Genomic DNA, 12,536 nt, shown 5'->3' with positions numbered 1-12,536 from the left:
TTCCTCAATCTTCGGTTCTTGTCAGATGCGTTCGAGAATCAGGCAGGTGGTTGCGGCGGACGCGCAGATCGCGATCAGCGCGATGGACTTGTCCCGGCGCTCCAGTTCGTCGATGGCATTGGCCAACAGTCTGATTCCGGTTGCACCGGCCGGGTGGCCCAGCGCGATTGCACCACCGTTGACGTTCAGCAATTCGGGATCGACGCCGTGAACCTGCGCGAACGACATCGGTACCGAAGCAAATGCCTCGTTGACCTCGAACAGATCGATGTCGTCGATCGTCAGACCGGTGCGGCCGAGCACGATGTTTGCCGCGTCCACGGGACCGTCGAGCATGTACTCGATGTCTCCGCCGATGACGCACTGCGCCAATATCTTTGCCCGCGGCCGCACCCCGAACATCCTGGCTCGATCCTCGGACATCAGCAGAGCGGCACTCGCACCGTCCGAGACCTGCGAAGACGTTCCAGCGGTGTGCAATCCGCCCTCTTGAACGGTCCGCAGTTTCGCGAGTCCTTCGAGACTCGATTCGCGCAGACCCTGATCCCGATGAACCGGAGCGTCAGAGCCCGGAGCGACCACATCGATGATGTGCGAGTCGAAGCGTCCTGCCTCCCATGCTGCTGCGGCTCGCTGCTGCGAGCGCAGCCCGAAGGAGTCGAGATCCTCGCGGCTGAAACCGCGCTTGACAGCAATCCGATCGGCTGCGGTGTACTGGTCGACGGTATCGAGTGACCACGACTCCGGACGTGGTGTTCCGAGGCCGGTACCCACCTTGTAGGTGAGTGGTGCCCGCGACATCAGTTCCACACCGCACGCCACACCCACGTCGACTGCACCGATGGCAATCTGCCCGGCAATCAACTGCACCGATTGCTGCGCGGTTCCGCACTGCGCGTCGATCGTGGTGCAGCCCGCTTTCAACGGAAGGCCCGCATGCATCCAGGACGTACGCACGATGTTTCCGAACTGCTCACCGAGAGGCGTCACACAGCCGCCGATGACCTGGTCGACCGCGTCAGGATCCACGCCCACCCGATCCAGCACGCCTTTCTGCGCATAACCCAACAGTTCCGCCGCGTGGACTCCGGACAGCCAACCCTCACGCTTGCCGAACGGCGTTCGTGCTGCGTCCACGATGACGGGCTTCATGCCAACTCCTCGGTTCGTAATGCCGGGTTCTCCGGTAATGCCGTTCCGTCCAGACCACGCACGGTAAGGGACCACTCGTCGATCAGGTCCAAGCTGACGCTCGAGAGCGCGGTGAACTCGGTGTCGCAATCACACAGCGCTGTGACCGCTTCCACCATTTCTTCCATAGATTCGACCTGATCCGGCCGGATAGTCTCACCGACCAGGACCCTGGCGCCCTCACTGAGCACCGCTGCCCGCGGTTGAACCGTGTTGACGCGAACCCCCTGGCCGTAAAGCTCCACGCCCATGCCGTTGCTCATCCTGTTGAGCGCTGCTTTGGACGCGCCGTACACGGTCATGGCAGTTCCCGGTTCGACCCACGTGAACGGCGGGCCATGCCACGGTTTGACGGTGCCACTGGACACGTTCACGATCCAGCCGTATCCGTTTGCCACCATCCCCGGCACCACGGCTTGCATCAGATCGAGCGGTGCATGGACATTTGCCTCGAACATCAACCGTCGCCGCCGCAGTGGGTAATCCGAGAGCGGCTGATAGATCGCCGCTGCCGCGTTGTTCACCAGGATGTCTATAGTCCCGCCAAGCTTCTCGATCGCCAGCGGCACAACGGTGTCGCGCTGCTGCTCGTCCGTCAGATCTGCGACAACTATCTCGACTTTGGTTCCGTACTTGGCAATTCGAGCCGCAGTCTCTTCGAGACTGCCGGGCAGGGTTGCATGCGTGCCGAGCGTCCGAGCCACGAGGGCGACGTCGGCACCCTCGGCTGCCAGTCGCTCCGCGACGCCCGCACCGATTCCGCGACTGGAACCGGTGACAAGCGCTCGGCGGCCGTCAAAGCGCCTCGTCATGCTATTTGAACTTCGAGGCGAAGCGATTGATGCTCTCCGCAATCCGTGCAACTTCGTCTTCACGCAGGCCGTGACTCATGCCGAGTGTCATTCCTCGGGCGAAAACCGCGTCGGCTTCCGGCAATCCTTCGGCCGGCTGACGGAACTCGATGTTGTTCATCATCGGGTGACGAGTGACGTTGCCGCTCCACACAGTTCGTGTGTCGATACCGTCGGCCTCGATGGCTTCCTGCAGGTCGCTGCGCGTGAAGGGGGCGTTCTCCTTGATCATCACCGGGTAACACAGCCACGCCGTGTCGAGACCGTCGAGTTCTACCGGCGTCGTGAAGAATTCGGGGTGGGCGCCGTATGCCGTCGTGAAGGCCGCAAATGTGGCCTTACGCGTCTTGTAGTTCTGTTCCAGCTTGTCGAGCTGCACGACGCCGTAAGCTGCGCCGAGTTCGGAGGGCTCGAAGTTCCACGACATGAGCTCGAAGATGAAGTCGTTGTCGTAGTCGACGCCGTCGAGTTCTTCACGGAAGACTCGGCCGGACTTGGTACTGCCGAACAGGTTCGGCTCGCTACGACGGCCCCAGCGGCGAAGCAGCAAAGCCTTGTCACGGCTGGCTTCGTCGTCGACGCACACCATTCCACCGGTTCCCGCGCACGTGATGATGTGTGCCATCGAGAAACTGGTGACGACGATGTCCGCCCGAGACCCGGTGGGAGTACCGCGGAGCGTGGCGCCGATCGCGTCACACGAATCCTCGATCACCTTGAGTCCATGGCGATCAGCGATATCACGAATGACGTCCCAGTCCGGGCAGTTGCCGGCGAGGTTCGGCATCAGGATGGCACCGGTCTTCTCGGTGACCATTGCCTCGATCTTGGTGACGTCGACGTTGAACGTGTTGGGTTCCACGTCCACGAACACCGGCACCAGACCGGCACGCACGATCGGTGCGATATCGGTGGAGAACGTCAACGGCGACGTGATGATCTCGCTTCCCGCAGGCAGTCCAAGCAGCTCGACTGCCAAGTACAAACCCGAGGATCCCGAGTTGCACATGACGCCGAACTTCTTGCCGGCCAAGGCCGCGATACGTTCTTCCATCTCGAAGACGTTCTTGCCGATGCGCAATCCTTGATGCCCGCTGCGCAAGACGTCGACAACAGCCTGTATTTCTTCCTCGCCGTGGGTGGCCCTGGCGTAGGTGATCCGCTCGCTCATCTTGTTCCTGCTTTCTCGAATAGGCGGCAGATTCAGCGATCTGCCGAGAGGACGAGCGCACTGTGCGGGACGGGAGAGCCGCCGGTCACGAGCACGTTGTCCAGAGTTTTGGTGGGTTGATTGGTGGAGGTGCCGCGGATCAGGCGTACACCTTCGGCAATGCCGTTGACGCCGTGGATGTATCCCTCACCGAGTTGGCCACCGTGGGTGTTGATCGGCAGGCGACCGTCCAGCTCGAGATTCCCGTCGGCGATGAAGTCTTTTGCCTCACCTCGACCGCAGAATCCGTACTCCTCGAGTTGAAGCAGAACCATCGGAGTGAAGGCGTCGTAGAGAATTGCGGCATCGATGTCGTCCGGGCCGATACCGGCCTGGTCCCACAGTTGGCGCGCCACGAGTTCGACTTCCGGCATGCTGTCGATGTCTTCGCGGTAGTAGCTGCTCATCGAAATCTGTTGTGGACCTACACCTTGCGCAGCACCGCTGATGATCGCAGGTTTGTGCGGCAGGTCGCGGGCGCGCTCCGCGCTGACGATGACCAGCGCCTGTCCACCGTCACTTTCCTGGCAGCAGTCGAGCAGACGGATGGGGTCAGCGATCATGCGCGAGTTCTGATGGTCCTCGATAGTGATCGGGCGTTCGTAGAACCAGGCCTTGGGATTGTTCGCCGCATGCTTGCGTGAGAGGACCGAGATCTGGCCGAAGTCGGCGCTGGTTGCCCCGTACTTGTGCATGTACAGCTTGGCGAGGAAGGCTTCCTGCTGCGCCGGGGTCAGAAGCCCGTACGGGTTGATCCAGTTCCGATACTCCTGGTCCGTCGACGCGTTGTACGCAAAAGGTGGCGGGCCGGCGCCGAATCGGTGACCTGATCTTTCGTTGAAGGCACGGTAGACGACCACAACGTCGGCAACTCCGCTGGAGACGGCAAGCGCTGCTTGTTGAACCGGTGCGCAGGCACCGCCGCCGCCGTGTGGAATTCGACTGAAGAACGTCAATTCCGGGATCCCGAGGGCGCGTGCGACCGCAATCTCAGGATTGTTCTCCATGGTGAACAGCGCAAATCCGTTCACCTCTTCTGCCTCGATGTGCGCGTCGTCGAGTGCGGCGATCACAGATTCGCACGCCAACTGCCATTCGCTGCGGCCGGAGTTCTTGGAGAACTCGGTGGCGCCGATTCCGGCGATGGCTGCTTGCCTCGAAAATCCTCGTGTCATGCGATTACCCTTTCCACCGGTTCGAGAGTCACGTCGGCCGTCACGTGTGTTCCACGGGCGTTTTTCCCGAGAACCGTCACGGTGAGCGCCCGGCCGTCTGTGGCGGTGACCTCGCCGGTGAATGTCATGGTGTCTCCGGGAAAGTTCGGAACACCAAGCCGTAGTGATGTTTTGACGATCCGTGATGCCGGGCCGGACCAGTCGGTGATGTAGCGGTCGATGAGCCCGTTGGTGGTGTTGATGCTCATGAAGATGTCGGGAGTTCCGCGATCCTGTGCCTTGCCCGGATCGTGATGCACGTCCTCGAAATCCTGAGAAGAGATCGCAGTGGCGACGATCAGCGTTCGATCCAACGGCAATTCGAGGCTGGGGAGGGCCGAACCCACTTCGCAGTCAATCAGTTTCGTCATTGCACCGAACCCCGTCGCCTCAGTTGCGGCAGCATCTCGCCGTGAGCGTGCTCGGAGAAGGTCACTTCGAGTTCCATGCCGAAGTCGAGTTCCTCGTGATCGATCCCCGCGATGTCGGCAACCAGACGCGTGCCTTCTTCGAGATCGACGAGTCCCACGGCGAGTGGGTACTCGAAAGCAGGATCCTTCGGGTGATGGATGATCGTGAAGCTGTGCAACGTGCATCGCCGCGTGGATTCGACTGTGTCCCAACTGAACGAGCGGCATTCCGGGCACGCGGGTGCGGGTGGGTGGCGCAGCGTCTTGCAATCCGCACACCGTTGGATCTCGAGGCGGCCCTCTTTGGCCGCGGAGAAGAAGAAATCGTTGTCGTCGGTGACGGTCAGTCTCGGAACAGCGGTGTTGCGGGAGCCAGTCTCGCTCATGCGATTACCTCCTGGACTTCGAGTTGAGTATCTGTCTGGGCATCTGGTTTGAACCTGAGCAATCGAAAACGCTCTTCGACCAGCGTCTTTCCGCCCTGGTCGACGTACTTCTTGAACAGAGTGATGAAGCACCCGTGACCGAGAGCCGTCTGTTTGAACGGCGAGATCGCTTCGATGGTGAAATGCGCGGTGACGTGGTCACCGGGGCTCAGCTCCGCGAAATACTCCTGCTCGACGTTGGTCGCGACAACGGAGGTGTATCCGGCCTCGTCCAACAACGCCAGCAGTCGTGAATACGCGAAGTCCTCGGAGGCTCCGTCGGCACGAAGTTGCTGGACCTGCCGATAACGTCGGTAACCCGCCATCACCCAGGTCGAAATCATGGCGGGCGGACAGACGACGTCTCGACGGCCGGTACTGCGGGCGGCCTCTGCGTCGACGTAGATCGGGTTGCGGTCGTCGTGCGCCTCGACCCAGTTGCGGATCATCGCCTCGTTGACGGCGTAGCGGGCGACGCGGGGTGGTTCGGCCTCTGCGCCGATGAAATTCGGAAACTGCGTCTGCAGGCTCTGCACTGAAATCCTCCGTGAACGAAAGTTGAGCAAGCGCTTGATTTTGAAGCTAGCATAGGAATCCGGAAGTGGAAACACGCGATCTCACCGACGAATTGGTTCGAGCCGGAGCTATCGGGCAGGATTGCGCTACGTTCGACGCCGGCAGCCCGGCACCCCCGAAACCCTGCCCTGAGCAGGACCGACAACCAGTGGAGATTTCAGTGGCATCACCAGATCGTCGGGAGAAGATCCTGGAGAGCTCAGCCGAGCTGTTTGCCAGGAAGGGTGTCGCCACCACGACCGTTCGCGAGATCGGCGACGCCGCCGGTGTGTTCTCGGGCAGCCTCTACCACTACTTCAAGTCGAAGAATGCGATAGTTGCCGAGCTCATGCGCGGCTTCATCACCGACATTCAGCTCCGCTTCGATCAGGTGGAGAAGACGGCAAACGACCCCGAGGAAGTCCTGCGCGGCTTGATCCGCGAGACGCTGGTCGTCATCGAACTACACCCGCACCCGACGGCGATCTACCAGAACGATCGGGCTTATCTTCGCGACAACGATCTCCTGCAATCCGTCGACGGGCCTTCCCGCCAAGTCCGCGAGCATTGGATGAAAGCGATTGCCGAAGGCGTCGATCAGGGAATCTTCCGCAAAGACGTGGCACCGGAAATTTTCTATCGATCGGTACGAGACACCTTGTGGTCGACAACGCATTGGCCGGATCGCCAGAAGTACACCACCGACGAGTTCGCGGATCTGATGATCACGCTCTTCCTCTCGGGATTCAGGGTCGCCTGACCAGATCCGGCAAATCCAGATGTTTCGGGGTTCGTCCCTGCGGCAACAGGATCGACACCGCGAACACGACCACCGCGCAGCCCGCGCACACCAGGTAGGCGACGGAGAATCCGGTCCACGACGTGGAGTGTTCCGAACCGCTGATCACGAATGCAGCGAGAATGGTTGCCACCGTCGCACTGCAGATCGTGCTTCCGGACGTCCGCAGAAGTGAGTTCACCCCGTTGGCAGCCGCCAGTCGCTGACGAGGTACGGCAACCAGAATCAGCAGCGAGAGCGTGCTGTACACGATGGCAGTCCCGACCGCTGTGATACCCAGTGCTGCAACCACTCCCCACAGTGGCTTACCGGCAACGGCGTGAATCCCGTACCCGCCGGCGAGGAACACGGCGCCGGTCAACATCGCGGTCCGTGAACCGAAGCGGTCGGTGATACGCACCGCAACCGGTGAGAACAGCACCATCGCGATACTCGCCGGAATCTGGCAGAGCGCTGCCGCGATGATCGACAGGCCGTACCCGGCACCCGGCCCCTTCATCCCCTGCAGCAGTTGTGTCGTGATCAGCGTGTTCCCGAAAAACGCGAACCCGACCAGCAGAGCCGCCAGATGCGGGATCAACACCGCACGTTTCACGAGAGCACGGACGTCGACCAGCGGATTGACGTTGCGCCGCTGTTGAATTACCCAGAGCGCGAACAGCACCGCCGACGCGGCCAGCATGGAGATCACCGCTCCACTGGTCCACCCCCAACTCGACCCCTGAGTGATCGGCACAAGCAGAGCAATCATCGCGGCGCTCAGACCAACCGCCCCGACGCCGTCGAATCTTCCCGACGGATTCGGCTCGGACTCTCGAATGAACAGCACCGCAGCAAGAGTCACGGACAGCCCGATGGCGGTGGTTACCCAGAACAGGACGTGCCAATTCGAGTACTGCGCGATCATCGCAGAAAACGGTATGCCCAAAGCGGTTCCGACGCCGAGCGTCGAACTCATCATGGCCACTGCGCCGTTGACCTTGTTCCGTGGCAATTCGTCTCGCAGCATGGAGATTCCGATGGGGATGACTGCCGACCCGGCCCCCTGCAACGCTCTCGCGAAGATGAGTACAGCGATGTCCGACGACAGCGCACACAACATCGAGCCGAGAGTCATCATCGAGAAAGCAACCAGAAGCATCTTCTTCTTGCCGAACATGTCGGCGAGTCGACCGAAGATGGGAGTGACGACAGCGCCGACCAGCAGCGTGACGGTCACCAGCCAGGACACGGCCGTGCGTCCAGCGCCGGTGAAGTGCGGCAACTCCGGCAGCAGTGGAACGATGACCGTCTGCAGAACAGCCTGGAACACTGCGGCGGCGACAACGATGGGGAACAGGAAGCGGGAGCGCGGCTGCGCGAGTCCCGCGTCGGAGGTGGTGACTGCAGGCGTGCCCGGCGGACGGTCGAGCGTCGTCACCCCACACCGCCTGTTCTCACTAGGTAAATATCCGTTCACCTACATTAGGTGAACGGATATTTACCTAGCAAGAATTGTGACGCCGCTCACCCGTCGAGCAGCTTTTGCACCAGCGGTGCGTACAGCGCAACCACCTCGTCCTGGGTGCCGGTGGCATGGCCGGCCATCATCCGTCGGCGCATGATCGCCACTCCGACCACCATCGACATCGCCAGTTCCGCGCGCAATCTCGTGTCGGGGCCGGACAGGCGAGCGGCGAGGGTGTCAATCATCTGCGTCGAATAGTTCTCGCGCAGCTTGCGGTTGCTCTCTTCACTGACGCCGCTCATGAACAACAAGCTCATGGACAGCGGCTTGTACGACTCCAGCGGCTTGGTGAACAGCGAGACCATGCGCTCGCCGAGCGAGTCGTTCGGGGCGTCGAAGACCGTGACCGCCGCTGCCCGGAAGTCGACCAACTCGTCGTACAACTGCTCTTTGGAACCGAAGTACTTGATGATCAGCGGTGCGCTGACGCCTGCGTCTTCGGCGATGTCCTTGAGCGTGATTTCGCGGTAGGGCCGAGTCGCGAATGCTTTCCCGGCCGACGCGATGATCTGCGCACGCGTCTGCTCGGACGTACGACGCACCTGCTGACCTTGCTCCGTGCCGCTCATCAGGCGTTCCGCGACAATTCACGACGGCCGGACAATGCGCGACCCAGCGTCAACTCGTCTGCGAATTCGAGATCGCCACCCATCGGAAGACCCGAAGCCAACCGAGACACCGTGAGCCCCGGAATGTCTCGCATCATGCGAACGAGATAGGTAGCTGTCGCCTCACCCTCGGTGTTGGGGTCGGTGGCGATGATGACCTCGGACACGTCGACGCCGTCCTCCTGATTTGCGATGCGAGCCAACAACTCCCGGATACGCAACTGGTCAGGCCCGATCCCCGAGAGCGGATTGAGCGCACCGCCGAGCACGTGATAACGACCCTTGAACTCACGGGTGCGCTCGACGGCCTGAACGTCCTTCGGTTCCTCCACGACGCAGATCACCGTGCGATCGCGACGTGCGTCGGCGCAGATGCGGCACCTCTCCTGATCGGAGACAGTTCCGCACACCGTGCAGAACTGAACGCCGTCACGGATGCGCTGCAATGCATTTTTCAAACGGTCGATCTCGGGAGGCTCCACGGAGAGCAGGTGAAAAGCGATGCGTTGAGCGCTCTTCGGCCCGACTCCGGGAAGCTTCCCGAGTTCGTCGATCAGATCCTGAACCGGACCTTCGTACACGCGTTCTCGTTTCTAGAAGCCGGGGAGACCGGGAAGGCCTCCGCCGAGTCCGCCGGCCAACGGGCCGAGCTTCTCAGCAGCGACTTCCTGTGCCTTGCGCGAAGCGTCCTCGATCGCGCCGATCACCAGATCCTGCAGCGTCTCGACATCTTCGGGGTCGACGACCTTGGGATCGATCTGCAGACCGACAACCTCGCCGGTGCCCTTGACCGTGGCGACAACCAGTCCGCCACCGGCCTGACCGGTCACTTCGGCCTGAGCCATTTCCTGCTGCGCCGCCATCAATTGCTGCTGCATCTGCTGAGCCTGAGCCAACAGAGCAGACATGTCGGGTGCTCCACCTGGTTGCACGAGCGGTCCTTTCTACAGAGTTATCCCCACCAGCGTAGTCGGTGCGCGCTACCGTGAGCGGGTGCGCCGGAACCAGTCAGACACCGTAAAACCGTCAAGAGGGTCAAACATGGCATCACGTGTGTTCCGCTCCACTGCCCTGATCGCCATGGTCGGGGCCGGGCTTCTGAGCGCTGCGTGCACGATTCCGACCGAGACTGCCGAGGCCACGACTTCGGTCGAGGTGTCTCCGCTGAGCACTGTCGCCGCTGACGTCCCCGCTGCGCTCACCGGCAAGGTCGTCTTCCTCGATCCCGGGCACAGCGGGGCGAACGACGACAGCATCAACACCCAGGTCCCCACGGGCCGCGGCGGCACCAAGAACTGCCAGACCACCGGCACCAACACCGATGCCGGGTTCCCCGAGCACACCTTCAACTGGGAAGTCGCGAGCCTGGTCAAGAGCGAACTCGAAGGCCAAGGCGCCACAGTGGTCCTGAGTCGACCGGACGACATCAGCGTCGGATCTTGCGTCGACGCACGCGCCGAAGCTGCCAATTCCTCCGGCGCCGACGTAGTGGTGAGCATTCACGCGGACGGCGCAGCAGCCGGAGCCGAGGGCTTCCACGTCTGCTACTCCGCGCCCCCGCTGAACGCGGTGCAGGCCGGCCCGTCCGTCACCTTTGCCGAAACCATGCGCGACTCACTCGTCACAGCCGGACTCACCCCGTCGACCTACATCGGTGACGACGGGCTGGCACCACGCGCCGATCTGACGGGACTCAATCTGTCGCAGCGGCCGTCGATTCTGGTCGAACTCGGCAACATGCGAAATGCCGACGAGGCAGCGCGCATGACGAGCCCGGACGGTCAGCAGGAATATGCGTCCGCCGTCACCAGCGGAGTCACCGCCTTCCTCACAACCCCCTGACCTGTCTTCTGTGGAGAAATTCCACTTGTCCACAGGTATGTCGGCACCGCCGAGGTAGCCCGCTCACCTGGATACGGTTCTGCCATGGGGCCGATACTTCAGGTAGATTTCGCTGCTCTGCAGCAACTTTCAGCTGATCTGTCTCGAATTGCGGATCAGATCTCGGGGATCGATTCCGCCGGACCGATTTTCGAAGCCGCGGCTGCCCTGAATTCGTCCGCTGTCACGGCTGTGTCGACTGGGAATGCCGGCGTCATCGCCGACGCGTACCGGCACCTGGCTACGCAGTTGGGACTCATGGCGTCGGGAACCGCTGCCGCAGCACGTCTGTACGACGCTGCCGAGGGCGAAGTGGTGTCCGAACTGCGCGGAGCCTACTGATGCAGCCCACCGTCTCTCAGCTTCGAACGTGGTCACCGGAGAAATTGCGCACAAGCGCTTCGGAACTGATCGACATCGACCGGCAGATCGAAGTTCTCGGCAATGACGCCGGACGCAGCATCGACGCCGTCCGCGAATTCTGGCAGGGACAAGCGTCGAGCGCAGCCGCAGTGCAGTGGTCTGGCATCTCGCTTTCCTCGTCGCGGCTGTCGGTTGCGGTTCGCGTAGTTGCGGATCTGTATGGCGGAGCGGCCAATACGATCGGTGCGGCGCGAAAATCAGTTCTGGACCTGGTCGAGGAGGCGACTCTCGAACACGGCTTGACGGTGTCAGACAGTGGAGCGGTATCGGCACCTGAGACGAAGCAGCCGTGGAATCTGGCCGACGCCATGCAAGATTCCGAAAACGCCACGGCTGCACAGGTTTTTCAGCAGAAGATCTCCACTGCATTGACGGCACTCGACGACGAAGACAACCGGGCCGCGACTGCTCTGCGTGCGGCATTCCGAGAGATCGGATCACTCCTTGGCAATCAGCCTGATCGCCTCGACCGCACTGTCGTCGACATCCTCGACGGGAGGTCGACACTCCCCGGGACACCCACGGAGCTACACCGACTCTGGGAATTGCTCACGCCCAACGAGAAAGACGCGTTGGCGAGGTGGGATCCGTCCATCGGTAGCCGCGACGGCCTTCCCGCTCTCGACCGGGACTACTACAACCGGCGGTACCTCTCTGCGCTCGAGCAGTTGCCGGATCGAACGGTAGCTGCCGGATACACGGCCGTGCGCGGCGAACTTCGACCGGACACGTTCCTTCTCTCGGTCACGGATGGGCATGCCGTCGTGGCAGTCGGTAATCCCGATGCCGCCGGCAACGTCGCAACACTGGTCCCCGGAACCGGCTCCGGGCTGTCGGGCGTCGGCGGAGACCTGCAACGAACCAAGGCCATGTACGACGCGGCGGTCAGGGCGGCGCCAACGGAAGCCACATCAGTGATCCTGTGGTCCGGATACGACGCTCCCCCAGGCATCCCCGACGCAGCATCGGATCGGTACGCCAACTCCGCAGCGCCGAGGCTCGACGGCTTCCAGGACGGGTTACGAACCTCGCATGACGGTCCGCCTTCGCACAACGTGGTGATCGGTCATTCCTACGGCAGCACCGTGATCGGTGCTGCGACTACCCGTGGCGCTTCTCTCGACGTCGACGAACTGGTTTTTGTCGCAAGCCCCGGCGTCGATGCCGAGCGCGTGAACGAACTGAGCCTGGACGGCGTCGACTCCGCCGAGATGGCTCACCATGTTCATTCGACGACGGCCTTCTGGGATCCGGTCCAATTGATCCCCAAGATCCTCGGAGTCCACGGGTTCGACCCGTCGGATCCGGAATTCGGCGCGCAGGTATTCGCCGGATCCCCCGGGGAGCCTGGGTTCGGAGTTCACAGCGATTACTGGGAAAGCGGAAACCCCGCACTCACCGAATTCGGACGGATCATTACCGGCCCATGAAAGAAGGCGCCGTACCGGTGAAGGTACGACGC

The 12,536-nt window shown here is 62.0% G+C and carries 15 protein-coding genes; 4 read left to right on the top strand and 11 right to left on the bottom strand.

Annotated elements, in window-relative coordinates; translation table 11 throughout:
- Window positions 1-21: 21 nt before the first annotated feature.
- The 7 genes from PCS43_RS13235 to PCS43_RS13205 are packed head-to-tail and all read right to left on the bottom strand — an operon-like array spanning window position 22 to window position 5,837.
- Complete coding sequence (locus PCS43_RS13235) at window positions 22-1,152, bottom strand: steroid 3-ketoacyl-CoA thiolase (protein WP_064443016.1); 1,131 nt, start codon at window positions 1,150-1,152, stop codon at window positions 22-24.
- The gene (locus tag PCS43_RS13230; RefSeq protein WP_209911050.1) at window positions 1,149-2,003 is read right to left on the bottom strand and encodes an SDR family NAD(P)-dependent oxidoreductase; all 855 of its coding nucleotides are present in this window, start codon (window positions 2,001-2,003) and stop codon (window positions 1,149-1,151) included. Before PCS43_RS13230 ends, PCS43_RS13235 begins: the two co-directional genes overlap by 4 nt.
- A 1-nt stretch (window position 2,004) precedes the next feature.
- Entirely contained in the window at window positions 2,005-3,213 is a 1,209-nt protein-coding gene (locus PCS43_RS13225) for a DegT/DnrJ/EryC1/StrS family aminotransferase (RefSeq protein ID WP_209911044.1), read from the bottom strand.
- Between the two features lie 32 nt (window positions 3,214-3,245).
- Entirely contained in the window at window positions 3,246-4,427 is a 1,182-nt protein-coding gene (locus PCS43_RS13220) for a lipid-transfer protein (protein ID WP_047888076.1), read from the bottom strand.
- The gene (locus PCS43_RS13215; RefSeq protein WP_204855036.1) at window positions 4,424-4,837 is read right to left on the bottom strand and encodes an acyl dehydratase; all 414 of its coding nucleotides are present in this window, start codon (window positions 4,835-4,837) and stop codon (window positions 4,424-4,426) included. Before PCS43_RS13215 ends, PCS43_RS13220 begins: the two co-directional genes overlap by 4 nt.
- Window positions 4,834-5,262 (bottom strand): Zn-ribbon domain-containing OB-fold protein, encoded by a 429-nt coding sequence (locus PCS43_RS13210; RefSeq protein WP_204855037.1) that lies wholly within the window; start codon window positions 5,260-5,262, stop codon window positions 4,834-4,836. Before PCS43_RS13210 ends, PCS43_RS13215 begins: the two co-directional genes overlap by 4 nt.
- Entirely contained in the window at window positions 5,259-5,837 is a 579-nt protein-coding gene (locus tag PCS43_RS13205; RefSeq protein ID WP_209911042.1) for an FAS1-like dehydratase domain-containing protein, read from the bottom strand. The genes PCS43_RS13210 and PCS43_RS13205 overlap by 4 nt, the downstream gene beginning before the upstream one ends.
- Before the next feature lie 65 nt (window positions 5,838-5,902).
- Between PCS43_RS13205 and PCS43_RS13200 the strand changes: the two genes are divergently transcribed.
- The gene (locus PCS43_RS13200) at window positions 5,903-6,616 is read left to right on the top strand and encodes a TetR/AcrR family transcriptional regulator (protein ID WP_175280092.1); all 714 of its coding nucleotides are present in this window, start codon (window positions 5,903-5,905) and stop codon (window positions 6,614-6,616) included.
- On the opposite strand, the gene PCS43_RS13195 is transcribed toward PCS43_RS13200, so the two are convergent.
- The 4 genes from PCS43_RS13195 to PCS43_RS13180 all read right to left on the bottom strand — a co-directional run bounded on the left by PCS43_RS13195 (window position 6,603) and on the right by PCS43_RS13180 (window position 9,702).
- Window positions 6,603-8,075 (bottom strand): MFS transporter, encoded by a 1,473-nt coding sequence (locus PCS43_RS13195; protein WP_054188607.1) that lies wholly within the window; start codon window positions 8,073-8,075, stop codon window positions 6,603-6,605. The two genes, PCS43_RS13200 and PCS43_RS13195, sit on opposite strands and share 14 nt — an antisense overlap.
- Window positions 8,076-8,161: 86 nt before the next feature.
- Window positions 8,162-8,731 (bottom strand): TetR/AcrR family transcriptional regulator, encoded by a 570-nt coding sequence (locus tag PCS43_RS13190; RefSeq protein WP_099696768.1) that lies wholly within the window; start codon window positions 8,729-8,731, stop codon window positions 8,162-8,164.
- Window positions 8,731-9,351: a recombination mediator RecR gene (gene recR, locus PCS43_RS13185; RefSeq protein WP_007731539.1), complete on the bottom strand. Its 621-nt coding sequence runs from the start codon at window positions 9,349-9,351 to the stop codon at window positions 8,731-8,733. Before recR ends, PCS43_RS13190 begins: the two co-directional genes overlap by 1 nt.
- Before the next feature lie 12 nt (window positions 9,352-9,363).
- Window positions 9,364-9,702 (bottom strand): YbaB/EbfC family nucleoid-associated protein, encoded by a 339-nt coding sequence (locus PCS43_RS13180; protein WP_003943929.1) that lies wholly within the window; start codon window positions 9,700-9,702, stop codon window positions 9,364-9,366.
- Between the two features lie 109 nt (window positions 9,703-9,811).
- Here PCS43_RS13180 and PCS43_RS13175 point away from each other — a divergent pair, with 109 nt between their 5' ends.
- The 3 genes from PCS43_RS13175 (at window position 9,812) to PCS43_RS13165 (ending at window position 12,504) form a co-directional block, all read left to right on the top strand.
- On the top strand, window positions 9,812-10,612 hold the full coding sequence (locus PCS43_RS13175) for an Rv3717 family N-acetylmuramoyl-L-alanine amidase (protein WP_007731541.1): 801 nt from the start codon (window positions 9,812-9,814) through the stop codon (window positions 10,610-10,612).
- Between the two features lie 84 nt (window positions 10,613-10,696).
- Window positions 10,697-10,993: a hypothetical protein gene (locus PCS43_RS13170; RefSeq protein WP_007731542.1), complete on the top strand. Its 297-nt coding sequence runs from the start codon at window positions 10,697-10,699 to the stop codon at window positions 10,991-10,993.
- A complete protein-coding gene (locus PCS43_RS13165) occupies window positions 10,993-12,504 on the top strand; it encodes an alpha/beta hydrolase (RefSeq protein WP_007731543.1) in 1,512 nt (503 codons plus the stop codon). Before PCS43_RS13170 ends, PCS43_RS13165 begins: the two co-directional genes overlap by 1 nt.
- Window positions 12,505-12,536 lie beyond the last annotated feature (32 nt).

Source organism: Rhodococcus sp. C-2 (genome assembly GCF_027854095.1).
GTDB classification, from domain to species: Bacteria; Actinomycetota; Actinomycetes; order Mycobacteriales; family Mycobacteriaceae; genus Rhodococcus_F; species Rhodococcus_F qingshengii.
Note: the sequence above shows the minus strand (reverse complement) of the source record. Positions and strands in the feature narration are given on the sequence as shown.